We start from the raw sequence: 24454 nt of genomic DNA, 5'->3' as shown, positions 1-24454 counted from the left end.
AGATTGCATGAGGTTGTCCCCAGAGAGTCTATGGGTTGCGCTAAAGCAGGTTTGGCCTAACGCTGTATTACCTGAGGAGTTGCCTAAATTACCAGAGCAGCTTCGCTTAGTGACGGATACGCGTAAGTTAGCGATGGGCGATGTATTTGTGGCTATTCCTGGTAGTCAGCGTGATGGTTATGAGTTTGTTGACCAAGCATTGGCGGCAGGTGCATCACTCGTTTTGGCGCACACGAAAGAAGGTGGTGTTTCTCTGGACGGGCAAATACTTTATTTGCCGCATCTGTCTATGCGACTTGGTGAGCTAGGTCGCACACTGTTTTCTGTTCCCGAAGACCTCCAGGTGATTGGGGTGACGGGCACCAATGGGAAAAGCTCTGTTACCCATTACATAGCAGCGTTAAGTGAATTGCTTGGTAAGCCTGCTGGAGTGATCGGGACATTGGGTGTTGGTCGCCTTGGCCAATTGGTCGACACAGGCCTCACTACGCCTGGTTCATTGGCAATGCAAGAAACCTTGGCTGATTTAGCTAACCAAGGAGTGACGCGTGTGGCGCTTGAAGCTTCTTCGCATGCCCTTGAACAACGTCGTTTAGACGCAGTGAACGTCGCCGCAGGCGTATTCACCAACCTGACGCGAGATCACCTTGATTACCATGGCAGTATGGCGGCTTATGCCGCTGCAAAAGCAAAGTTGTTCCGGCGTTCTGAGCTTGTGCTTGCGGTCGTCAATGCAGATGATCCACTTGCGCGGCTAATGCTGGCAGGCTGCGATAGCCGTGTGCGTGTTTTGGCAGTAGGCGACGATGAAGCAGTGACGCTGCGCGTGATTGGTTGGCATCCCCATGAACATGGTCAACAGGCTCTTGTTGCTACGCCGGAAGGTGAAAAAACGCTTAATCTTGGTTTGATGGGGCGGTTTAACCTAGACAATGTGCTGTTAGCCATTAGTGTGCTTTATGGGTTGGGCGAGCCTTTAGATCAGCTGTTTGAGTCGGCAACTGAGTTGGGCCCAGTGCCTGGGCGTATGGCGTTATACCGCGAGGTTAATGCGCCCAGCGTTGTTATCGACTATGCCCACACGCCGGATGCATTAGCTAATGCTCTCGATGCGCTGAAAGAGCATTTAGGGAGCGCTGGAAAGCTGTGGTGCCTGTTCGGTTGTGGTGGTGAGCGTGATACGGGAAAGCGAGCTGAAATGGCTGCTGTAGCAGAGCAGCGAGCTGACCACGTGATCGTTACTGACGATAATCCGCGTACGGAGTCTGCCGAGCAAATTCGCCAACAAATTATTTCGGGCTTTTCTGCTGCGGCTGCCTTTACGGAAATAGGTGATCGTAGTCAGGCAATTTGTCATGCGGTTCAGCATGCTGATACCCAGGACGTTATCTTGGTGGCTGGAAAAGGTCATGAGGCCTATCAGCACATCGGTAACGTGCGTCATGACTATCAAGATAGCGAACAAGTGATTAAAGCCTTCAAATTTAGGGCTGCCATGTGATGAACTGGTCGTTAGCTAGTATTGCCTCAGCACTAAAGCTTTCTGTCCCGCAAACTTTATGCGAGTTGTCGGTCACAGCGGTAATTACCGATACGCGTCATATTGTGCCTGGGTGTCTGTTTGTGGCTTTGAAGGGGCCGCGTTTTGATGGCCATGATTTTATTGAGCAGGCGCTTGAGAAAGGCGCTGCAGCTGCTCTGGTTGAGCGCCCGGTAAGCAGTTTGCTTCCTCAGCTAGTATGCGCAGACACGCGTTTGGGCCTTGGCCTGCTGGCGCGGGCTTGGCGTGAACATTGTAAACTGCCGCTGGTGGCTGTCACCGGCAACAGCGGTAAAACAACCGTTAAAGAGATGACGGCTGCGCTACTTTCTCCATTAGGCGGTGTTCTGGCGACAGAGGGCAACTTAAACAATGACATTGGTGCGCCGCTGACATTGCTGCGTTTAGCAACGCACCATCAGGTAGGTGTGATTGAGCTAGGGGCTAACCATTTGGGCGAAATTGCCTGGACCAGCCAGTTGACCTCTCCTAATGTCGCCATCATTACCAATGTAACAGGCGCACATGTCGGAGAGTTTGGCGGTATGGGGCAAATTGCCCAAGCCAAAAGCGAAATATTAACCGGGCTAGTTGAAGGTGGTATTGCGGTGCTAAATCGCGATGACTATTACTTTGAATTTTGGTCAGCCTGTGCGGGAAGCAAGAAAGTTGTAAGCTACGGCTTACATGGTGATTCGGACGTTCACGCGTCCGCACTTTCGTGCGACTCTTTGGGGCGGTATGCTTTTACGCTTGTTGAGCGTGGCCAAGTGCTGGGTGACGTCCAGCTGCCCTTGATTGGTAAGCATAATGTGAGTAATGCTTTGGCGGCTGCTGCAGCGGCTCTCGCATTAGGCGTTACACCAGAGCAAGTAGTGACGGGACTATGCGAATTGTCCTCATTATCTGGTAGGTTAAGCATCGTGCCCGGCGTGCGCAATACGACGTTGTTAGACGACACCTATAACGCAAATCCTGGTGCTGTGAAAGCGGCGTTGGATGCGTTAGCGAACTTTCCTACACCGCGCTGGTGCGCGCTTGGCGCAATGGGGGAGTTGGGTAGCGAGTCTCATGCCCTACATGCTGAGATCGGTCATTACGCTGCGTCACTGGGTATCGATACATTGCTGACTTTTGGTGATGCCGCCCGTTCAGCAAGTGAAGCCTTCGGTCGCGGGCTGCATTTTGACGACCACGAGACGCTAGTGCGTCATGTTATTAATACTCTGCCGCCTAACACCACACTGCTGGTGAAAGGATCGCGTAGTGCAGGCATGGAAAATGTCATTGCTGCGCTACGTGCGGATGAAACAAGGTAAGCGCCGTTCATGTTACTTCACCTGGCGAATTTTCTAGCCCAATATCAGTCTGCTTTCCAAGTTTTTAACTATTTAACCTTACGTGTCATTCTCGCAGCGCTAACGGCCCTCATGCTATGCCTGTGGCTTGGGCCCTGGGTTATACGCCGATTAGTTGAAGGTCAGATTGGCCAAGCGATTCGTGATGATGGCCCTCAATCTCATTTGTCTAAAGCAGGTACGCCCACTATGGGTGGGGCAATGATATTGTTGGCTATTGCTATCAGTACGCTGGTCTGGGGCGATTTAACCAATCATTATGTTTGGGTGGTGCTACTGGTCACATTAGGTTTCGGGGCTATTGGGTGGGTCGACGATTATCGCAAGGTTGTTGAAAAGAACCCGCGTGGATTACCTGCTCGTTGGAAGTATTTCTGGCAGTCGGTGGTGGGTATTGGCGCTGCCTTGGTGCTTTATCTCACGGCCGCTACACCGGCTGAAACTAGCTTATTGATCCCGATGTTTAAAGATGTCGCGTTGCCGCTTGGCGTGTTCTATATCGTGTTGACCTATTTTGTGATCGTTGGCAGCTCTAACGCAGTCAATCTCACGGATGGTCTTGATGGCCTGGCGATCATGCCCACTGTACTGGTGGCAATGGGCTTGTCCGTATTTGCCTATGCTAGTGGGAATGCTGTGTTTGCCAACTATTTACATATTCCTTTTATTCATGGCACCGGCGAGTTGGCTGTTTTCTGTGCCACTATTGCTGGTGCGGGCCTGGGTTTTTTGTGGTTCAACACTTATCCCGCTCAGGTGTTTATGGGAGATGTAGGGGCGCTGGCGCTAGGTGCCGCACTAGGCGTTGTCGCCGTTATAGTGCGCCAAGAAATTGTGCTGTTTATTATGGGCGGTATCTTTGTGCTTGAAACGGTCTCGGTGATTCTTCAAGTTGGCTCTTATAAGCTTACCGGTCGGCGTATTTTCCGTATGGCGCCGTTGCATCACCACTACGAGCTGAAAGGTTGGCCAGAGCCGCGGGTAATTGTGCGTTTCTGGATTATTACCGTCGTACTGGTGCTGTTAGGGTTGGCTACGCTTAAAGTTCGATGATTAGCAAAGTAATAGCGGCAGTGTTGCCACTATTAGCGTGATGCACAAAGGAGCCGGTCATCGTGCGAGTCGCAAATGGAGTCACCGTTGTTATTGGCCTGGGGATTTCTGGGCAAGCTATTTGTCGGCATTTGGCGCGTCAAGGCGTGCCATTTATGGTAGCAGATACGCGAGCTGAACCTCCGGGGCTACACGCTTTTCAGAACGAGAACCCCAATGTTGAGGTTTATTGTGGTCCGTTAACGGCGCTTGATTTTACAGATGCCTACGAAGTGGTTGTCAGCCCTGGTGTAGATCCTCATTCGCCAGGGCTTGATGGCTTGCTAGAGCGTTATAATCCAGCAACGGGGGAGCCCGTGCTGGTAGGTGAGATTGCTTTGTTTGTTCGCGCGGTGAATGCGCCGGTCGCCGCTATTACTGGCTCTAATGCCAAGTCAACTGTTACGACGTTACTCGGCGAGATGGCTAGAGTTGCTGGTGTTAAAGCTGCGGTGGGTGGCAATTTGGGTACGGCTGCATTGGATTTATTAGCTGAATACCCAGATGCCGAGCTTTACATCCTTGAACTCTCAAGTTTTCAGCTGGAAACAACGCCTCATTTGGGTGCTAAAGCGGCTGCTTTTTTAAACCTCTGTGAAGATCATTTAGATCGTCATGGAGATATGGTGGGTTACCGCCGCGCTAAGCAGCGTATTTTTCGCGGTGCACAATCAGTCATTGTCAACGCGGATGACGCGCTCACTTGGCCAGAGTCGCCTGTTGATCATGTAGAGCGTTTTACGGCCTTCGCACCCGCAGCTAATGACTGGGGAGTAGTTGAAAAAGGTGGCGAGTTAACGCTGTTCCAAGGTGATACTGCTTGGCTTAGCACAGAAGCTCTCAATATGGCAGGGCGACATAACTATGCCAATGCACTAGCAGCATTGGCAATGGGTAAGGCGTTGGGCTTCGCAAAAGCACCGATGTGCCAAGCATTAACTGCTTTTAAGGGGCTGCCCCATCGTAGTGAAGTCATCGCTCGTATCAATGGCGTTATGTGGGTGAATGATTCAAAAGGCACTAACGTTGGCGCTACGCTAGCCGCGATTCAAGGCATTAGCGCGTCGCTGACAGGGAAAGTAATATTATTGGCCGGTGGTGTCGGTAAAGGTGCTGATTTTACCCCCCTGGCAATGCCATTAGCAGAGTGTGCCAAAACTGCGGTGCTATTTGGCGCTGATGCACTCCGTCTTGAAGCCGCTTTGTCATCTGCTGTTCCAGTGCATCTAGTACACGATTTAACTCAAGCTATGGAAGTGGCCTGGGAAATAGCTGAGCCCGGCGACTGTGTATTGCTGTCACCCGCCTGCGCAAGCCTAGATCAGTTTGTTAATTACCAAGCGAGAGGCGATGCCTTTCGGGATTGGGTTGAGCAAAAGCATAAACAGCATAATCACTCAGGAGAGAGGTTATGAGCCGAGTACAGCGTATCCGCGATACTTTGACAACGCGACATTTACCCTCCGATGTGTGGTTGATCGCCGCCGCCGTAGCGTTAGCTGGGTTAGGCTGGGTGATGGTAAGTTCAGCATCGGTAGGTCTGCTGGAAAACAGCTATCACTACTCTCGGCAGCATGGCATTTTTCTACTCCTGGCTATATTGGCTTGTTTTTTTATGCTGTGTGTTCCTTTGGAAGCATGGCGGCAAAACGCAGCGCTAATTTTGCTAGTGAGCATTATCATGCTAGTGCTGGTGCTCGTGATTGGTCAGGAAGTTAACGGCAGTAAACGCTGGATTTCACTGCCTGGCCCCTTACCGAGCCTGCAAGTTTCGGAGCTTGGAAAAATCGGTTTGATTTTTTACATGGCCGCCTTCATGTCTCGCTTTACCTATGATCTGCGCCAACGTGCATTAAGTATGTGGCGACCTTTAGCGGTGCTTGCCATTCCGGCAGGGCTGCTTTTTCTTGCTCCCGATTTTGGCGGCATGGTGGTATATACCGTGTGCGTTATTGGTATGTTAATGATGAGCGGCGCTTCACTTACCTTGCTATTTGGTAGTGGTGGCGTATTGGCTGTTGGTGCCGTCATGATGGTCGTTATGGAGCCTTACCGCTTAGCGCGCTGGACGAGCTTTTTGGACCCCTGGGCTGATCAGTTTGCGACTGGCTATCAGCTTACCCAGGCGCTGATTGCTTTCGGTCGTGGGCATGTGACCGGTACTGGTTTAGGTAATAGTGTGCAAAAACTTCACTACCTGCCTGAAGCTCACACAGACTTTATTTTTGCTGTCATCGCAGAAGAGCTTGGCATGATAGGGGCCATTCTCGTTGTACTACTATTTACCTTGCTCATTACCAGGGCGATGTTGATTGGTCGTCGCGCAGAATTGGCAGGCCATTTATTTGGTGCCTATGTCAGCTATGGCATAGGTTTCGTTATTGCAGCTCAGGCATTTATCAATATGGCGGTAAGCTCGGGGCTGTTGCCAACGAAAGGGCTAACATTGCCGTTGATTAGCTATGGCGGTTCAAGTTTATTGGTAACCGGTATGATGATTGGCTTGTTGTTGCGCGTAGATGCAGAGACGCGTCACCGTCCGCGTCGTGTATCAACACCCTATAAGTCACGCCATGAACCTCGGTTACCGTAACTACTCAAGGAGTTGTTTGTGACGACGAACGCACGTCGACGCATTTTAATTATGGCGGGAGGTACCGGAGGTCATGTTATTCCGGCGCTTTCATTAGCACGTTCGCTCAAAGCCCACAATGTCGACGTTGAATGGCTGGGAAGCCCAAGAGGGATCGAAAATCGCCTAGTGCCAGAAGCAGGTATTACGCTTCATACCATCGACATAAGCGGTCTGCGTGGCAAAGGAGTAGCTGGCTGGCTGAAGGCACCGCTGAACCTTTCCCAAGCCGTACTGCAAGCGCGAAAGGTAATTCGCCGCTTCAATCCTGATGTGGTGGTTGGGTTAGGTGGCTTTGCCAGTGGCCCTGGTGGGCTGGCGGCGTGGCTTTCCAGGGTGCCATTAGTGATACATGAACAAAATGCTATTGCTGGGCTGACCAATAAAGTGCTCTCGAAATTGGCGACACGCACTTACGCGGCGTTTGCCGAGGCTTTTGGTGACAAGGCAGAAGTGATTGGCAATCCGGTGCGAGAAGATATTGCTGCACTGGGTGAGCATCCAAGAAGTGATTCTGAACTGGCCGTTCGTCCGCTGCGGTTATTAGTTGTTGGTGGCTCGCTAGGGGCGGTCGCATTGAATGAACGTTTACCGCCCGGGTTGGCGGGCTTGCCTCCAGAGCGACGCCCTGATGTTCGCCATCAAGCGGGCAAAGACCGAGATGTGGCGACGGCAAGCGCCTACGTCGAGCATGGAATTGTGGCAGATGTCACTCCTTTTATTGACGATATGGCGGCTGCGTATAAGTGGGCAGATTTAGTCGTTTGCCGTGCCGGAGCGCTAACAGTGGCAGAGCTTGCCGCAGCTGCAAAGCCCGCCTTGCTAGTGCCGTTTCCATTTGCTGTTGATGATCATCAGCGAGTCAATGCTGGCGTTTTAGTAAAGGCCGGGGCGGCACTTTGTGTCACACAGTCTGAACTGACCCCCGAGCGATTAACACACTATTTAGATGAGCTATTAGTCCCGAGCGTTTTGTCAGATATGGCTTCTAAAGCCCGCCAAGCGGCTTGCTTAGAGGCGACTGAGCGTCTTACAAAGGGATGTTTAGCGCTGGTTAAACAAGGAGAGACTGCGTGACCGACTCTATTAATAATACGTTGCACTCAGGTGTCCGTCCAAGCGGCCCTGGTATGCGCCGTATTAAGCGTTTGCACTTTGTTGGTATCGGTGGCGCAGGTATGTGTGGAATCGCGGAGGTGCTCGCGAATCAGGGTTACAGCGTCAGCGGTAGCGATATGAAGGCATCGAATGTTGTTGAGCGCCTTCGTCAGTGTGGCGTTAACGTTGCTATCGGTCATGCTGAAGAGAATGTGGTAGGCGCTGACGTCGTGGTTGTCTCCAGCGCCATTGATGCAACAAATCCTGAAATTCGTTGGGCTCATGAGCATCGTGTGCCCGTGGTTAGGCGTGCTGAAATGCTGGCCGAACTAATGCGCTTTCGCCATGGTATTGCTGTCGCAGGAACCCATGGCAAGACGACTACAACCAGTTTGACGGCAACGCTGCTGGCGGAAGGCGGATTGGATCCCACCTTTGTGATTGGTGGAAAACTCACCAGTGCTGGCGCTAACGCTCGGTTGGGGGAGGGTGATTATCTAGTCGCTGAGGCTGATGAATCGGATGCGTCTTTTCTTCATCTTCAGCCAATGGTCTCTATTGTGACGAACATAGATGCAGACCATATGGCGACCTATGGTGGGGATTTTGAGCGCTTAAAAAGCACATTCATCGAGTTTCTGCATAATTTGCCGTTTTACGGGCTGGCAGTGCTGTGTATTGATGACGCTAACATTCGGTCGATGCGTGATCAGGTGAAGCGTCAGTTTGTCACCTACGGTTTCGATGAAGATGCTGATTACCGCATTGTGGACTTCACTCAGCAAGGCGGTGAAGTCTCGTTCACCGCAGTGCGTCCTGGGGAAGCTGCTCCATTAGCTATTCGGCTAGCAATGCCTGGTCGCCATAATGCGTTAAACGCTATGGCGGCGATTGTTGTAGCAACGGATGCTGGGGTCAGCGACGATGCCATTCTTCGTGGGCTTGCAAGTTTTGCTGGTGTAGGACGCCGTTTTCAAGTGCATGGCCACTTCAGCGCCCCCAAGGCTGATGGCGAGATCATGTTAGTCGACGATTATGGGCACCATCCCCGTGAAGTTGACATGGTCATTCAGGCGGTTCGTGCAGGTTGGCCGGATCGTCGACTGGTCATGTTGTACCAGCCGCATCGCTACAGTCGCACCCGCGATCTTTATGAAGATTTTGTTCGTGTGCTTTCTCAAGTGGATACGCTCGTTCTATTGGATGTTTATAGCGCTGGGGAAGCCGTGATTCCAGGCGCCGAAGGCCGCACCCTTGCTGGGTCTATTCGTCAGCGAGGAGAAGTCGATCCAGTGTTCGTTGAGCATAAACAGGAGCTACCTGCACTGTTAAGCAAACTTCTGCGCCCTGGGGATATCTTTATTACTCAAGGTGCCGGTGATGTGGGTGGTATTTCGCTGCGTTTCGCGCAAGCCAAGTTGGCGCTAGATAAGGTAGAGCTATGAGTACAGCAATGTCATTGAATGACCCCTTGGCACGCGTCGTTGTTGTTTATGGTGGTACTTCAGCAGAGCGCGAAGTGTCGCTTAAAAGCGGTGCAGCTGTGCTTGACGCATTAAAGCGTCAAGGTATCGATGCCATTGGCTACGATCCAAAAGAAGAGGGTTTGGTAGGGCTAGAACGCCTTGCCCCAACGGCTGTTTTTGTGGCTCTTCATGGTCGTGGTGGTGAAGATGGTACGCTGCAGGGAGCGCTAGAGCTTTTAGGGCTGCCTTACACCGGCAGTGGGGTGCTGGCGTCAGCGTTAGGAATGGATAAGCAGCGTACGAAGCAGGTTTGGCAGGCTGTAGGGTTACCCACACCTGAAAGCATCATGCTCAGCGACACATCTGATTGGTCTATGGTGGTGTCGCAATTAGGTTTACCAATGATGGTAAAGCCTGTTCACGAAGGTTCCACGCTGGGGATTAGTATCGTTAAAAGCCAGGAAGCATTAGAAGCTGCTTATCACGAGGCGGCGAACTATGACGCCCGTGTTATGGCTGAGCGGTTCATTGTAGGTGAAGAGTATACCGTTGCTCTGCTTGGTAATGACGTGTTGCCGGCAATTCGTGTCGAAGTCCCAGGCGGTTTTTATGATTACGAAGCGAAATACATTGCTAACACTACTCAGTATCACCTGCCCAGTGGCTTAGCATCTAGTGATGAGCAGGCCTTGGCGGAGCTATGCAAGAAAGCGTTTGATGCTGTAGGTGGCGAAGGCTGGGGGCGTGTAGATGTGATGCGCGATGCGATGGGCAAGTTTTGGCTCATTGAAGTTAATACTGTGCCAGGAATGACGGATCATAGTTTAGTGCCTCAAGCGGCAGCGCATGCGGGCATAGAGTTTGATCAGTTGGTGTTGAGTATATTGAATACTGCGGTTCAACGCAGCTGCTCATGAAGAAGCGTAATGCGTGGTTAGGCCTCATATTGCTGACGCTGTTGCTCGGTGCTGGTGGGCGTGCCTTATGGCTATGGTTAGATAAGCCTATTGAGCGTGTATCTATTCGTGGCGAATGGGAGTATGTGAGTGCTGATTACCTCCGTACTCAGCTAGCGCCGCTCGTTCAAGAGGCAACTTGGCTCTCGGCAGATTTAGGTGAGTTGCGTAGGCGTGCGTTGAGAATTGGCTGGCTGAATGAGGTTAGAATTTCCAGAGAGTGGCCAAATGCACTTGTATTTGAGCTGGTAGAGCAAACGCCAGTGGCCCGCTGGAACGATGATTTTCTACTTAACCCCAAAGGTGAGTCGTTTGCGTTTGCGCCACTAGGCGTGCCTCAAGGGCTTCCTGATTTGGCTGGGCCGACGGGAAGTGGTGAAGAGGTGCTTACCTATTATCGCCGCTTAACGCCTCATTTCCAGGGATTATCGTTGTCACTTTCTCAATTGCGCTTAGAGCCCCGTGGTGCATGGCGGCTCCAGTTAAGCAATGGTGCCTGGGTAATGTTAGGAAGACGTCAGCATGAAATCCGACTAGCTCGTTTGTCGGCATCGTGGCAGCGTGAGCTTGCTCAGGTTGGGGAACATATTCGCTATATCGATTTGCGTTACCCCAATGGTGTTGCAGTTGCCTGGCACGGAGAAAGTGACTTTGCAGAAGAGAATGAGTAATAAGCGACTTACAATGTGCAAAAAGTAGGTAAATGTAAGTGGTTGCCAACAGCGAAAAGCCATGAATAGGGTTTAAATCGCACACAAAGGCGATTATCGTAGGCGTGCGCTAGTCGTATTGTCAGTATTGTTTCTATACTATGTTATAGCTGATGTTTTTTTATGGGCTTTTTTATTTAATTACGATCAGCATTTGGCTTGATGTTACGGTAGGCGTCAATTTTATTACGTGTGATTTTGTATCGCCGTTTTAACAATGTTGGCGCAGTTACGACTAACAAGTTTTTTTAAAATTTTTCTAGGAGATTATCCGACTCATGGCAGGCTCACCCAACGCATCCAATATGGTTGTCGGGCTGGACATTGGAACGTCCAAAGTCGTCGCGATAGTCGGTCAACCCACCGATGACGGCGGGATTGAGATAGCGGGTATCGGCTCTCATCCATCACGCGGCATGAAGCGTGGTGTGGTCATTAATATCGAATCAACAGTGCAATCTATTCAGCGCGCCGTTGAAGAAGCGGAATTAATGGCTGGTTGTGATATTCACTCTGTCTATGTCGGCGTTGCTGGTAGCCATATCAGTTCAATGAACTCAGACGGCGTGGTTGCGATTAAAGAAAGGGAAGTCACACCATCCGATATTGAGCGCGTTATTGACTCAGCCCGCGCACGTGCGGTCTCGGAAGGGCAGCGTGTATTACATGTATTGCCCCAAGAGTTCTCAATCGATGCTCAAGGTGGTATCCGTGAACCTTTAGGAATGTCAGGCGTTCGTTTAGAGGCGCAGGTTCACCTTGTGACAGCGGCATTGAACGCCGTTCAAAATATTGAGAAATGTGTTCGGCGATGTGGTCTGGCCGTTGACGCAATTATTCTTGAACAGCTAGCTTCTAGTATGGCGGTGCTTACCGAAGACGAGCGAGAATTAGGCGTTTGTATGGTGGATATTGGTGGGGGGACCACTGATATGGCCATTTTCAGTGAAGGTGCCATTCGCCATACTGCCGTTATACCGATAGCGGGCGACCAAGTCACTAATGACATAGCAATGGCATTGCGCACGCCAACGCAGCATGCCGAAGAGATTAAAGTTAAATACGCTTGCGCACTGACACAGCTAGCGGCAAGCGATGAAATGATTAAAGTTCCCAGCGTAGGAGATCGTCCGGCTCGTGATTTATCGCGACAGGCACTTGCTGAAGTGGTTGAGCCGCGTTACGAGGAACTATTTACGTTGGTGAGAGACGAATTACGCCGTAGTGGCTATGAAGATATGGTGGCTGCTGGTGTTGTGCTCACTGGTGGCACCTCGCGTATGGAAGGGGTTAGCGAATTGGCAGAAGAGATTTTTCATATGCCTGTTCGTATTGCATGTCCGCAAAATGTCAAAGGGTTGGCTGATGTGGTACGCAATCCAATTTATGCAACAGGTGTGGGTTTACTGCATTATGCATTGCAAGAAGCGCGACATGGGCAAGGCCTAGAAAGCCACGGGGAAGTCGTTGCTGCGCATAAAGGGCGCAACGAAGTCGTCAGGCGTGATATCAAGGAAGGTCAATCGGCGCTGGTAAGAATTAAAGGCTGGTTCAAAGGAAATTTCTGACAGGGCCGCAAGCGCGGTTCAGGAGACGGGGCTTATGTTCGAATTGGTAGATAACGCACCCTCGAGCAGTGCGGTCATCAAAGTGGTCGGTGTTGGCGGTGGCGGCGGCAACGCGGTCAACCACATGGTCGAAAGTAATATCGAAGGCGTTGAGTTTATCTGCGCTAACACCGACGCTCAAGCGCTTAAGCGAGTGTCTGCAAAAACAGTCTTGCAGCTTGGTGGTGAAATCACCAAGGGGCTTGGGGCCGGTGCCAATCCTGAAGTCGGCCGCCAAGCAGCCATGGAAGACCGTGATCGCATCGCTGAGTTATTAACCGGTGCAGATATGGTATTCATCACGGCTGGCATGGGTGGTGGTACAGGTACCGGCGGTGCGCCTGTCGTTGCTCAGGTTGCCAAAGAGTTAGGTATTTTGACGGTTGCTGTGGTAACTCGGCCCTTCCCGTTTGAAGGGCCGAAGCGCATGCGCGCCGCAGAAGAAGGTATGAAAGAGCTTTCTGAGCACGTTGATTCGTTGATCACTATTCCAAACGAAAAACTGCTTTCTGTGCTAGGAAAGAACGCCACGCTGCTAACCGCCTTCAGCGCTGCTAACGATGTGTTGTTGGGAGCCGTTCAAGGTATCGCAGAGTTGATTACCAGTCCGGGCATTATTAACGTCGATTTTGCTGATGTACGCACCGTTATGTCAGAAATGGGCATGGCGATGATGGGCACAGGTGGAGCAACTGGCGAAAATCGTGCTCGCGAAGCGGCTGAAAAAGCCATTCGTAGCCCGCTGCTTGAAGACATTGATCTGCACGGTGCTCGCGGTATTTTGGTTAATATTACTGCCGGTCCCGATTTGTCGATCGGTGAGTTCAATGACGTAGGCGCTACAGTTCAAGAGTTTGCCTCTCAGGAAGCGACCATTGTGGTGGGTACCTCTATCGACATGGAAATGTCCGATGAGCTGCGTGTGACCGTGGTGGCTGCTGGGCTGGATGGTAACAAAGGTAAAGTTGCTTCACGTGAGCCAGTGCGTCGGTCTGCTGCTGAAGCGTCATCAGATTACCGCAAGTTGCAACAGCCAACTGTCATGCGTCAGCAGGCAACGGCGCGTAAAGAAGCGCCTGAGCCAGCTGCGAAGCCTCGTTCCGAGAAGCGTCGCACCCCTGATGCAGATGACTATTTGGACATTCCCGCATTTTTACGCCGTCAGGCAGATTAACTGACGCTATCGGGGTCATTGAAACAGTAAACGAGAGTTTTATTGGTTAAAACGCTCGTTTGCTGTTAAAGTGAACACTGTTTCTTAACCTTCTTTCCCCTAGCGGTACTTGTCGGCACTTTTGCCGGTGACCGCCGTCATTAGAGTTCGACCACTGCCCATGATCAGACAACGCACATTACAAAACGTCATTCGCGCTACCGGAGTGGGTCTGCACTCTGGCAAAAAAGTCCACTTGGCTTTGCGCCCGGCGCCAGCTAATACCGGAATTGTGTTTATCCGGACCGACCTGGAGCCTGTGGTTCACGTACCGGCCCGTGCCGAATTGGTGGAAGACACCACATTATGCACTGCTCTTTCTTACAAGGGTGTGAAAGTCGCGACGGTCGAGCATTTGATGTCGGCATTTGCTGGATTGGGCATTGATAATGCCTATGTCGATGTAAGTGCGCCTGAAGTGCCTATCATGGACGGCAGCGCCAGCCCTTTTGTGTTCTTAATTCAGTCGGCGGGCATTTTAGAGCAAGATGCGCCTAAGAAATTCATTCGAATTAAGCGCCGCGTTGCCGTCAGTGATGGCGATAAAGAAGCCGTTTTTTTGCCGCATCAAGGCTTTAAAGTTTCTTTTGCAATTGACTTTGATCACCCTGTGTTTGAGCAGCAAAAACAAACTGCGTTGATCGATTTTTCAACGACGTCGTTTGTTAAAGAGGTTTCTCGTGCACGTACCTTCGGGTTTATGCGCGATCTCGAATTTTTACGCTCCAATAATCTTGCGCTTGGTGGTAGCTTAGATAATGCTATTGTTGTGGATGACTACCGCATCGTGAACGAAGGTGGTCTGCGTTACGACGATGAGTTCGTCAAGCATAAAGTGCTGGATGCTATTGGTGATTTGTACCAGCTGGGCCACAGTTTGATTGGCGAGTTCCAGGGTGTTAAATCGGGACACGCGCTCAACAACCAGTTGTGCCGCGAGCTATTGGCGCAGCCCGACGCCTATGAAATCGTCACTTTTGAAGAAGATAAAGCGGTTGCGCCTATCTCTTACTCGGCACCTGCAATGGCATAGATTGAACGCTTGTTGGGCGGGTGAGTAAGCATACAGCAATAGTAAAAAGCACCGCTTTAGCGGTGCTTTTTGCGTATTGGCACTGGCAATACGTGGCTATGAATGTTTGTCATCTGAATGATTAGGTGCATGCGCCGCAAGGCGCTCCAGGGCGTTTTTAAGTGAGGGGTTGTCAGTGTCTTTAGCGCATTCGGTCAGCGTTTTTCCTGCATTTTCTGAGAGGGTGCGCGTGTAGCGTTTGGGGCTTTCAATTGGCCGAACGGGCCGCACTTTCAGGGTAAAGCCGGTAACGCTTTCAAACCCTGGCAATTGATGCAGTAGGGTTAGCAATCGCGGCTGTTCATAGCGTAACCACGTTAACCAGCTTGCTTGGCCACTTATTAACGTCAATCGGCCGTCCCGAAAGCCCCCGACGAAAATATGCTCACGCATTGCTTCAGGAAGGTGGGCGCGTAAATGACGCTGAGCCTGATCAATTAAGCGGGACTGTCGCATAAGCTGTCCAGCGCTGCCCGACTTGGTCAGCAGTTGGGTAATGGGCTGTGCGCGGGATCGCTTAACCTTTATACTCATTAACTTGATTCCTGGAACGTTGCTGGCTGCGCCACACTCACGGTTGCCACCAGCGTTCTGTATTGTCTTTTAATTGATAGAGCCTAACACGCTCGGGAGCCAGTCCACAGCATGTCATCAACGCCAGATGTTTTGTCTGCTTCGCCGCGGCGGCAACGCCGAAATGGCCTAGCGCGTTGGTGGCTGGCAGGCCTCTTAGTGAGCTGTTTGTTACCTGCTAGTTTACATCCTTCAGATGCATTTCGTAGTGGTGAACGCGGCGTCATCATCTGCTTTTGGGTACCCGCAATGCTGCGTGCCCAATCTGAATGGATCGCTAAGAAGCGCTTTGCGCTGCGCCGCTGGGTAAGAAAAAAAGCGCGTATCCATCCTGTCGTCTTGCACTGTTCCCGCTACTTTCTTCATATCCCACGTCGATTGGTTGCCGCGATTGATGTGCTGACCCCTCGTGGCCCGCCAGCTCAGCTGTCCGTTTACTAAATTTACCCTTATTTGCCTTATATAAAGGGCGCGCCTGAATGGAGCGCTCGTGAAGATTTGGAACTTTCATGATTAATAATTTGTTACGTAAAGTCGTTGGCTCTAAAAATGATCGCGACGTTAAACGCATGCAAAAAAGTGTGCTCAGTATTAACGTTTTAGAGCAAGCGCTTGAAGGGGTGAGTGACGCTGAGTTGCAGGCAAAAACAGGGCTGCTCCGTCAAAAATTAGCAGAAGGCGCGTCTGTTGATAGTTTATTGCCCGAAGCGTTTGCCGTCGTGCGAGAGGCCAGTAAGCGGGTAATGAAAATGCGCCACTTTGACGTCCAGATGGTCGGTGGCATGGCGTTGCATCGTGGCCGTATTGCGGAAATGAAAACCGGTGAGGGTAAAACCCTGGTGGCGACGCTTGCCGTCTATTTAAATGCGCTGCCAAGCAAGGGTGTGCATGTTGTCACCGTTAACGACTACCTTGCTCGCCGTGATGCTGAGTGGATGCGGCCCTTGTATGAGTTTCTTGGGCTATCGGTAGGCGTTATCTATGCTGGTCAAACGGGTGAAGAGAAGCGCCATGCCTATCAGTGTGACATCACTTACGGCACTAACAATGAGTTTGGTTTCGACTATCTGCGCGACAACATGGCATTCGCGCTTGAGGATAAAGTGCAGCGTGGTCTGCATTACGCCATTGTCGATGAAGTTGACTCTATTTTAATTGATGAGGCCCGTACGCCGTTAATTATCTCAGGCGCAGTGGATGAAAACACTGATTTGTATGGCATTGTGAATCGCCTGGCTCAACAGTTAGAGCAAGGTGAAGCCTCTGAGGACAGTGATGCGCCGGTCACGGGAGATTTCCTGCTTGATGAAAAACAAAAGCAGGTAGAGCTTACCGAGCAGGGGCATAACAAAGTTGAAGAGCTAATGCGTGCCGAAGGGCTGTTGGGCGAGGGCGAATCGCTTTATGCCGCACAAAACCTAAACTTGCTTCAGCATATGCATTCCGCGCTGCGCGCACGGCATCTTTATCATTTAGACGTTGACTACATCGTATCTGAAGGCCAGGTCGTCATCGTTGATGAGCATACTGGGCGTAGTATGCCGGGACGCCGTTGGTCAGAAGGGCTTCACCAAGCGGTTGAAGCGAAAGAAGGGGTGACGGTTCAGCGAGAGAGCCAGACACTGGCATCGACTACTTTCCAGAACTATTTCCGTTTGTATGAAAAGCTCGCAGGTATGACCGGCACCGCTGATACCGAAGCGTTCGAATTTCGGCAAATTTATGGCCTGGATGTGGTCGTCATTCCAACGAACCGACCGCTTGCTCGTAAAGATCTGAATGATTTGGTTTATCTGAGTGCGGAAGAGAAATACGAAGCGATTATTAAAGATGTGAGGGCCGAAACCGAAGCGGGACGCCCTGTTCTAGTCGGTACTGCTTCGATTGAAACCTCTGAGTACCTAGCTCGCCTTATGCGCGAAGCTGGCCTGGCGTTTAATGTGCTGAATGCTAAACAGCACCAAAGCGAAGCAGAAATCATCGCTCAAGCAGGTCGTCCTGGCGCCATTACTATTGCAACGAATATGGCGGGTCGTGGTACCGATATCGTCCTGGGGGGGAACTGGGAAGCAGAAGCAGCTAAGCTGCAAAATCCTACCCAAGAACAGATTGATGCTCTCAAGGCGGAGTGGCAGAAGCGTCATGACGGTGTTTTAGAAGCGGGTGGTTTGCATGTGATTGGTTCTGAGCGCCATGAGTCCCGTCGTATTGATAACCAGTTGCGTGGTCGTGCGGGACGTCAAGGTGACCCAGGCTCTACACGCTTCTTCCTCTCGTTAGAAGACAGTTTGATGCGTTTGTTTGGTTCTGACCGAGTGAAGCGCTTGATGCTGGCTCTCGGGCTAGAACGCGGTGAGGCGATTGAGCACAAGATGGTGTCTAACGCTGTTGAGCGCGCCCAGAAAAAAGTAGAGGGGCGTAACTTTGATATCCGCAAGCAGTTGCTCGAATACGATGATGTCGCTAACGACCAGCGCCGAGTTATCTACGAACAGCGAAATGAAATTCTTTCCGCTGATGAGGTTTCCGACGCCGTTATCGGTATTCGTGAAGAAGTCATGGAAGATGCCATCAGTGATTATGTGCCACCTCAGAGCCTGGCTGAGCAGTGGGATTTGCCTGGGTTAGAGGCGCATCTTAAAACTGAATTCAATCTTGATGCTCCTGTTACCCAGTGGGCGGCAGAGGATGAGCGCTTCAGTGAAGAGAAGCTGCGTGAGCGTTTACAAGCGATGCACCGCGATGCGTATCAAGCCAAAATTGAGGCTGCTGGTGCCACGTTGATTCGCCGTTTTGAAAAGCAAGTAATGCTCCAGGTATTGGATACCCGTTGGAAAGAGCATCTTCAGTCGATGGATCACTTGCGTCGCGGCATTCATTTGCGTGGCTACGCCCAGAAGAACCCTAAGCAAGAGTACAAGCGAGAGTCCTTCGAGTTGTTCCAGCATCTGCTAACGAACATCAAAGCTGACGTTACGCGTATTTTAAGCCATGTTCAGGTCCGTCAGCCTGAAGAGGTTGATGCGTTAGAGCAAAAGCGCCGTGAAGAGTCAGTACGTGAACGTGCGACAGCAGCAAGCCGCCACGACGACCCTAATGCCCAGCAGGACGATGTTTCACAGGAAGCGCCAGGGACTGATGGTCGTCCGCTGCGTCGTGAAGGACCGAAAGTAGGGCGCAATGATCCGTGCTCATGTGGGTCCGGTAAAAAATATAAGCAGTGCTGCGGAAAACTAAGCTAATCACGCGTGGCGAAATTGAGCGCAAAGGAGAAAAACATGGCGGTGGGAAATCTTGCTTTTCCGGAATTGCCACCCCTTAATGGGGTGCGCCTGGGTAGTGCAATGGCAGGTATTAAAAAGCCGGATCGCCGTGATGTTGTGGTGATTGAGCTACCTGAAACTGCCACGGTAGCTGGGGTTTTTACTCGTAATGCGTTTTGCGCTGCCCCAGTGGTCGTTGCGAAAGCGCATCTTGAAGCGTGTACAAGCGCAGGGCGTGTGCCTCGCTACTGGCTGGTAAATACTGGCAATGCCAATGCTGGTACTGGCGCATCAGGCTTGCAGGATGCTTATGCCAGCTGTGAAGCGCTTGCTGAGCAAATGGGCGTTGATAAAAGCCAGGTCTTGCCCTTTTCAACCGGCGTGATAGGTGAACCTCTGCCCATGACGCGCCTGCTTGCCGGTATACCCCATGCGCTAAATTCCTTAACGGATACTAGCCTTGCTTGGCAGCAAGCGGGTGAGGGAATTCTAACCACGGATACCCGTGCCAAGGGCGCAACGGCAACCGTTTCAATTGGCGATCAGCAGGTCACGATCAACGGTATTACCAAAGGTTCAGGCATGATTAAGCCTAATATGGCTACCATGTTGGGCTTTGTGGTAACGGATGCGGCGATTGCGCAGCCGTTGTTAGCAAGTTTGTTACGTGAAACGGTAGATCACTCCTTTAACTGCATCACTGTCGATAGCGATACATCAACCAACGATGCGTGCATGTTGGCAGCGACAGGTACCGGCGCTCGCATCGAAAATGAAGAGCAGGTGGCCATTTTCCGCAATGCGCTGCAATGCGTCATGACCGAGCTTGCTCAAGCGATTATTCGTGATGGTGAAGGGGCAACTAAGTTTGTGACGCTCCAGGTGGATGAAGCGACCACTCGGCAGGAAGCCTTGGATGTCGCTTTTACCGTTGCTCATTCGCCGCTGGTGAAGACTGCGCTCTACGCTTCTGATGCTAACTGGGGGCGTATTCTAGCCGCTGTTGGGCGCGCGCCGGTTGAGGCATTCGATGTTAATCAAGTCGTGATTGATTTAGGTGACGTTCGCTTGGTTGAACAGGGCGGCCGTGCCGACAGTTATACAGAAGCAGCGGGCAGCGCTGTCATGGCGCAGGAAGAGATCATCATTCGCATTAATTTGGGCCGTGGTGAAGAGAGTGCCACTGTGTGGACCTCGGACCTATCTCATGACTATGTGACTATCAACGCGGATTACCGTAGCTGAAGCGCACTGAAAAGTAGCCAAAACAGTTGCAGTGACGTGCTAATGCAGCGAGATAGCGTCGTCTTTGGTTAGGGCGGCGCGCAAAAAGTGGGTAAAGACGTAATGAGTGTAATGGTAAAACGACGAGTTCATGTCGCGGCGGCTGCAATGATCAGCGCCGATCAGAAGCGGGTGCTGATTGCGCGTCGGCCCTCTAATGTCGATCAAGGCGGCCTATGGGAGTTTCCTGGGGGCAAGCTGGCGCCTTATGAAACAGGGTTGGAAGGTCTCAAGCGTGAGCTTCACGAAGAGCTTGGCGTCGAGATTGTACGGGCTCGGCCACTTATCCGCGTTCATCATGAGTATCCTGATAAGCACATCCTGCTAGATGTTTGGCAAGTCCAAGAGTTTGCAGGTGAGCCGTTTGGCCGCGAGGGGCAGGCTGTGCGCTGGGTGCCTATGGAAGAGTTGGTGAACTATCCTTTCCCTGCCGCTAACTTGCCTATTTTGCGTGCGGTGATGTTGCCCACTGATTACCTGATTACCGGCGAAGAAGCTGACGAAGAGCGTTTCGATAGCTTGTTAGAAAGAGCGCTTAGTGAAGATGGTGTCAGACTCGTACAGCTGCGGGCAAAAAATCTTGATGAAGCGGCATACATTGCCCGTGCTGAGCGCGCGCTGCGCCTTTGCCGTCAGTACGATGCGAAGCTGTTGCTGAATGGAGAGCCTGCACTACTTGACGCTGTTGATGCTGACGGTATTCATTTAACCAGCGCACGGTTAATGGACCTTGAGCGTCGCCCGATTGCAGAAAATAAATGGCTCTCGGCGTCGACTCACGATCAAAAGCAACTTTCTCAGGCTGCGGTTTTGGGTTGTGATTTTGTCACGCTGTCGCCGTTGCGCACTACGCCTTCGCATCCTGAAGTGGCGCCACTGGGGTGGCATGACTTCCAGCAGCTAGTGGAACGTGCTGGTATGCCGGTATTTGCACTGGGTGGTATGACACGTTTTGATGCTAACCATGCACGCGCTGTTGGCGCTCAGGGAATTGCGTCTATTCGTGATTTTTGGAAGTAAAGCCAAAGCCAATCGCCACACGTTAGCATTTTGAACGCTGCGCCTGCTCTCGATGAGAGCAGGCGTCTATGTTTTTACCAGCTTATGTTTTTACCAGCTTGTGTTTTTATCAGTCGAGATTGGTTATCTAGCGAGTGGGTTATCAATCGCGATAGCGGCGTGTTAAGTCACCGTAAGCATCAATGCGGCGGTCGCGCAAATAAGGCCAAATACGCCGAGTGTTCTCGCTACGCGCCATATCGATGTTGACGACTAGTTGCTGCGTCTCTTCACCTGCATGCGCTAGCATTTCTCCCTGTGGGCCGCATACAAAACTTCCTCCCCAAAACGCAATGCCGTTACCAACGCCAGAGTGGTCGGGTTCAAAGCCGACTCGGTTAGCGACCAGCACGGGCAGCCCGTTAGCGACGCCATGGGAGCGCTGTATAATTGTCCAAGCATCTTTCTGGCGGGCTTTTTCAGCGTCATCATCACTTGGATCCCAGCCGATGGCCGTGGGGTAGAGAAGCAGCTCCGCACCACTTAGTGCCATTAAGCGTGCCGCTTCCGGGTACCATTGATCCCAACAAACCAGAATACCTAGCCGCCCAACAGAGGTGTCAATAGGCGTGAAGCCTTGGCCACGTCCGTCGTCAGAATCACCAGGGGTAAAGTAAAACTTTTCGTAAAAGGCCGGATCATCTGGGATGTGCATTTTACGGTACTGTCCTACACGTCCTTTTGCGCGGTCATAAACGACGGCTGTATTGTGGTAAAGCCCTGCCGCACGCTTTTCAAACAGCGACCCCACCAGCACAATATTCAACTCCTTGGCTAATTCGGCCAGGTGCTGACCAGTAGGGCCGTCTAGTGGTTCAGCCAAATCAAACAGTGCAGGGTCTTCGTACTGGCAAAAGTAGTGCGTGGCATGCAGCTCCTGAAGCAACACTAATTGTGCGCCTTGGCTAGCAACTGAGCGTATGCCTGCTTCGCTGGCAGCAAGGCTACGTGCTTTATCTGGCCACGCTGGCTGTTGAACAATACCGACGGTTAAGCTGTTAGACATGATGGCTCCTTAGGATTGACTAAGCGCAGGGGCAAGGGTGCCTTTCGGTAGCTGCATGGTTAAACAGTGAAGGCTGCCATGCTGACGAATGACGCTATTACACTCGATAGGAATCAGGGTGTGTTCTGGAAAGGCAATACTCAACGCTTGCAGCGCGACCAGATCGGCGGGATCGCCGTACGTGGGCACCAGTACGGCATTATTGATAATTAAAAAATTAGCGTAGGTAGCCGGGAGACGATGACCATCTTCAGGATCAAAGCAGGCTTGTGGCCACGGCAAAGCAATTAATTGGTAGGGCTCGCCGTTGCGCTGGCGAAACGCCATGAGCTCTTGCTCCATTGCGTTTAGCGCTGGATAGTGAGGATCAGTGGAGTCATCGCAGCGGACATACGCAATGGTAGAGGGATTGCAAAAGCGCGCGAGCGTATCAACATGACTGTCAGTATCGTCACCTTCAAGATGCCCATTTGCTAGCCATAGGACTCGATCGACGCCAAAATCTTCCGCTAACTGGGCTTCAACATCCGTACGCGAAAGCGACGGATTGCGGTTGGGGTTCAGTAGGCAGGCCTCAGTGGTTAGCAGTGTGCCCTCTCCGTCGGTTTCAATCGCGCCGCCTTCTAGCACCATGCTGCGTGGAGCGATGGGGCAGGTCCACACCCCTGCATCATCCAGCCACTGAGTGAGGCGATTGTCATGCTCGGCAGGAAATTTACCGCCCCAGCCAGTAAACGTGTAATCCAGCATGAGTGGCTGCTGCGCTTCGTCCACCACGGTGATCGGCCCATGGTCTCGGGCCCAAGTGTCATCCGTGGGAGCGACAATGAGCATCAGTTGTTGTTGGGCAATGCCATAGGCCTCAAACGTCTCAGCCAAGCGGCGCTGGGTGGTGTCATCAGGAACGCTGATTAACACGCGCTGATAACGTGTCGTGGCAATCACGATACGCTCAATTGTTGCTTCGATGCGCGATAACAGCGGTGCCCAGTCGCCGTCTGGGCGGGGCCAAGTCAGTTGCAAGCCGTCTTGGGGGTACCACTCGGGCAATAAACGGTAAGTCTTGTTAGCCAACGTCACGAATGCTCTTAATAGTCGAAAAAATCCTTGCCCTAACGACAAGAAGAATGGGCGCAATTTAGGGGCTTGCTTAGCAACATGCAAGCGTTACCGTGCTTGAGGGAACGGTAGGCAGACTTGTTACTCTAACGCAGCGTTCGTACATGCACCCATGCTAAAAAAACCGTACCATGGACGCTTATTACTAAGGAATGATGCCATGCTTGATCGTTTGCCTTTTCTGGTGGGGCTGCGCTACGTGCGCGCTAAACGCCGGAACCACTTTATTTCATTTATTTCGCTAACTTCAATGCTGGGGTTAATGCTTGGCGTGGCAGTGCTCATTCTTGTGCTGTCGGTGATGAATGGTTTTGATCACGAGCTCCGTACTCGAATTTTGGGAATGGTGCCTCACACTAAAATTGAATCACAAGCAGGGTTAGTTGAGTGGCAGGCGTTAGCAGAACAGCTTGTTGAGCGAGAGCGAGTCATTGGTGCAGCGCCTTATGTTGAACAGCAAGGAATGTTTTCAGCGGGTGGTAGAAACCAAGGCGCTATGGTGAATGGCATCCATCCAGACTGGGAAGATCAAGTGTCGATTATTGGTGAGCATATGCGCCAAGGTCAGCTTTCTGATCTGGTGCCTGGTGAGTGGAACGTAGTGCTGGGGTCTATGCTGGCACGTCGGTTGGGCGTTGGGGTAGGTGATCGCGTCACGCTACTTGTTCCAGAGGCATCGATTACGCCTGCGGGGGTTTTTCCAAGACTCAAGCGATTTACTGTTAGCGGTATCTTTAGTGTAGGCGCTGATTTAGACGCTAATCTGGCCTATGCCAATATTGAAGATATGCAAACGTTAGCGCGCCTGGGCGACGCGGTGGGTGGCCTACGGCTGGAACTAGATGACCTGTTCGTGGCTGGCAGTGAAACGCAAGCGATCGTTAACGAACTTGGCGCAGGGTACCGCGGTACGGATTGGACTGCTTCCCATGGCAGTCTATTTCAAGCGATACAGATGGAAAAGCGCATGATTGCATTGCTGCTTACGGTCATTATTGCCGTTGCCGCGTTTAATATAGTGTCTACGCTAGTGATGGTAGTGACCGATAAGCGAGCGGATATTGCCATTTTACGAACCATAGGCGCCACCCCACGTTCGATCATGGGGATTTTTATCGTGCAAGGGCTCACCATCGGTCTGATAGGTATTGCGATTGGCGTTACTGTGGGTGTTCTCCTGGCACTGACTATCTCTGATTTGATCAGTTGGTTTGAAACAACTTTCGGTATTCAGTTCTTGGATGCCGGGGTTTACTTTATTAGTGACTTGCCCTCTCAACTGCAGTGGGGTGATGTGCGTGATATTGTCATCGCTGCCTTTGGTCTGACCTTCCTCTCGACGCTTTATCCCGCTTGGCGGGCCGCTCGGGTTCAGCCTGCCGATGTACTGCGTTATGAATAAGGAA

At 51.6% G+C, this 24454-nt stretch carries 20 protein-coding genes; 17 read left to right on the top strand and 3 right to left on the bottom strand.

Annotated features, from left to right (window positions below; genetic code table 11):
* Positions 1–7 precede the first annotated feature (7 nt).
* From JFC11_RS07660 to lpxC, 12 genes are all read left to right on the top strand, one after another.
* Positions 8–1501 carry a UDP-N-acetylmuramoyl-L-alanyl-D-glutamate--2,6-diaminopimelate ligase gene (locus JFC11_RS07660; protein WP_198349127.1) on the top strand — a complete coding sequence of 498 codons (1494 nt, stop codon included), beginning with the start codon at positions 8–10 and terminating at the stop codon, positions 1499–1501.
* On the top strand, positions 1501–2859 hold the full coding sequence (locus JFC11_RS07655; protein ID WP_198349126.1) for a UDP-N-acetylmuramoyl-tripeptide--D-alanyl-D-alanine ligase: 1359 nt from the start codon (positions 1501–1503) through the stop codon (positions 2857–2859). Before JFC11_RS07660 ends, JFC11_RS07655 begins: the two co-directional genes overlap by 1 nt.
* Before the next feature lie 9 nt (positions 2860–2868).
* Positions 2869–3951, top strand: coding sequence for a phospho-N-acetylmuramoyl-pentapeptide-transferase (mraY, locus tag JFC11_RS07650; protein ID WP_038485409.1), 1083 nt, complete (start codon positions 2869–2871; stop codon positions 3949–3951).
* Between the two features lie 59 nt (positions 3952–4010).
* The gene (murD, locus tag JFC11_RS07645) at positions 4011–5405 is read left to right on the top strand and encodes a UDP-N-acetylmuramoyl-L-alanine--D-glutamate ligase (protein WP_198349276.1); all 1395 of its coding nucleotides are present in this window, start codon (positions 4011–4013) and stop codon (positions 5403–5405) included.
* A complete protein-coding gene (gene ftsW, locus JFC11_RS07640; RefSeq protein ID WP_095603158.1) occupies positions 5402–6583 on the top strand; it encodes a putative lipid II flippase FtsW in 1182 nt (393 codons plus the stop codon). The genes murD and ftsW overlap by 4 nt, the downstream gene beginning before the upstream one ends.
* Before the next feature lie 18 nt (positions 6584–6601).
* A complete protein-coding gene (murG, locus tag JFC11_RS07635) occupies positions 6602–7699 on the top strand; it encodes an undecaprenyldiphospho-muramoylpentapeptide beta-N-acetylglucosaminyltransferase (protein WP_084183740.1) in 1098 nt (365 codons plus the stop codon).
* A 53-nt stretch (positions 7700–7752) separates the two neighbouring features.
* Complete coding sequence (gene murC / locus JFC11_RS07630; RefSeq protein WP_095603312.1) at positions 7753–9165, top strand: UDP-N-acetylmuramate--L-alanine ligase; 1413 nt, start codon at positions 7753–7755, stop codon at positions 9163–9165.
* Complete coding sequence (locus JFC11_RS07625) at positions 9162–10103, top strand: D-alanine--D-alanine ligase (RefSeq protein ID WP_038485397.1); 942 nt, start codon at positions 9162–9164, stop codon at positions 10101–10103. The genes murC and JFC11_RS07625 overlap by 4 nt, the downstream gene beginning before the upstream one ends.
* Positions 10100–10813: a cell division protein FtsQ/DivIB gene (locus JFC11_RS07620; RefSeq protein ID WP_038485394.1), complete on the top strand. Its 714-nt coding sequence runs from the start codon at positions 10100–10102 to the stop codon at positions 10811–10813. The genes JFC11_RS07625 and JFC11_RS07620 overlap by 4 nt, the downstream gene beginning before the upstream one ends.
* A 317-nt stretch (positions 10814–11130) precedes the next feature.
* Positions 11131–12420 (top strand): cell division protein FtsA, encoded by a 1290-nt coding sequence (gene ftsA, locus JFC11_RS07615; protein ID WP_038485391.1) that lies wholly within the window; start codon positions 11131–11133, stop codon positions 12418–12420.
* A 34-nt stretch (positions 12421–12454) separates the two neighbouring features.
* Positions 12455–13633 (top strand): cell division protein FtsZ, encoded by a 1179-nt coding sequence (ftsZ, locus tag JFC11_RS07610; protein WP_038485387.1) that lies wholly within the window; start codon positions 12455–12457, stop codon positions 13631–13633.
* Between the two features lie 160 nt (positions 13634–13793).
* Complete coding sequence (gene lpxC, locus JFC11_RS07605; protein ID WP_038485384.1) at positions 13794–14705, top strand: UDP-3-O-acyl-N-acetylglucosamine deacetylase; 912 nt, start codon at positions 13794–13796, stop codon at positions 14703–14705.
* Positions 14706–14801: 96 nt separating this feature from the next.
* On the opposite strand, the gene JFC11_RS07600 is transcribed toward lpxC, so the two are convergent.
* Positions 14802–15278: a DUF721 domain-containing protein gene (locus JFC11_RS07600; RefSeq protein ID WP_038485381.1), complete on the bottom strand. Its 477-nt coding sequence runs from the start codon at positions 15276–15278 to the stop codon at positions 14802–14804.
* 111 nt (positions 15279–15389) lie between these two features.
* Here JFC11_RS07600 and JFC11_RS07595 point away from each other — a divergent pair, with 111 nt between their 5' ends.
* The 4 genes from JFC11_RS07595 to JFC11_RS07580 all read left to right on the top strand — a co-directional run bounded on the left by JFC11_RS07595 (position 15390) and on the right by JFC11_RS07580 (position 20884).
* The gene (locus JFC11_RS07595) at positions 15390–15758 is read left to right on the top strand and encodes a hypothetical protein (RefSeq protein ID WP_038485379.1); all 369 of its coding nucleotides are present in this window, start codon (positions 15390–15392) and stop codon (positions 15756–15758) included.
* A gap of 68 nt (positions 15759–15826) precedes the next feature.
* Positions 15827–18559 carry a preprotein translocase subunit SecA gene (gene secA, locus JFC11_RS07590; RefSeq protein WP_198349125.1) on the top strand — a complete coding sequence of 911 codons (2733 nt, stop codon included), beginning with the start codon at positions 15827–15829 and terminating at the stop codon, positions 18557–18559.
* Between the two features lie 36 nt (positions 18560–18595).
* On the top strand, positions 18596–19825 hold the full coding sequence (gene argJ / locus JFC11_RS07585) for a bifunctional glutamate N-acetyltransferase/amino-acid acetyltransferase ArgJ (RefSeq protein WP_038485373.1): 1230 nt from the start codon (positions 18596–18598) through the stop codon (positions 19823–19825).
* A gap of 111 nt (positions 19826–19936) precedes the next feature.
* Positions 19937–20884, top strand: a complete 948-nt coding sequence (locus JFC11_RS07580; RefSeq protein ID WP_038485369.1) for a Nudix family hydrolase — start codon at positions 19937–19939, stop codon at positions 20882–20884.
* Positions 20885–21026: 142 nt separating this feature from the next.
* Here the strand turns inward: JFC11_RS07580 and JFC11_RS07575 are convergent, their stop codons facing one another.
* The gene (locus JFC11_RS07575; protein ID WP_198349124.1) at positions 21027–21929 is read right to left on the bottom strand and encodes a carbon-nitrogen hydrolase; all 903 of its coding nucleotides are present in this window, start codon (positions 21927–21929) and stop codon (positions 21027–21029) included.
* Positions 21930–21938: 9 nt separating this feature from the next.
* On the bottom strand, positions 21939–23009 hold the full coding sequence (locus JFC11_RS07570; protein WP_198349123.1) for an agmatine deiminase family protein: 1071 nt from the start codon (positions 23007–23009) through the stop codon (positions 21939–21941).
* A 199-nt stretch (positions 23010–23208) separates the two neighbouring features.
* Between JFC11_RS07570 and JFC11_RS07565 the strand changes: the two genes are divergently transcribed.
* The gene (locus tag JFC11_RS07565) at positions 23209–24450 is read left to right on the top strand and encodes a lipoprotein-releasing ABC transporter permease subunit (protein ID WP_198349122.1); all 1242 of its coding nucleotides are present in this window, start codon (positions 23209–23211) and stop codon (positions 24448–24450) included.
* Positions 24451–24454 lie beyond the last annotated feature (4 nt).

It is taken from the genome of Vreelandella alkaliphila, assembly GCF_016107625.1.
In the GTDB taxonomy this organism is placed as follows: domain Bacteria; phylum Pseudomonadota; class Gammaproteobacteria; order Pseudomonadales; family Halomonadaceae; genus Vreelandella; species Vreelandella alkaliphila.
Note: the sequence above shows the minus strand (reverse complement) of the source record. Positions and strands in the feature narration are given on the sequence as shown.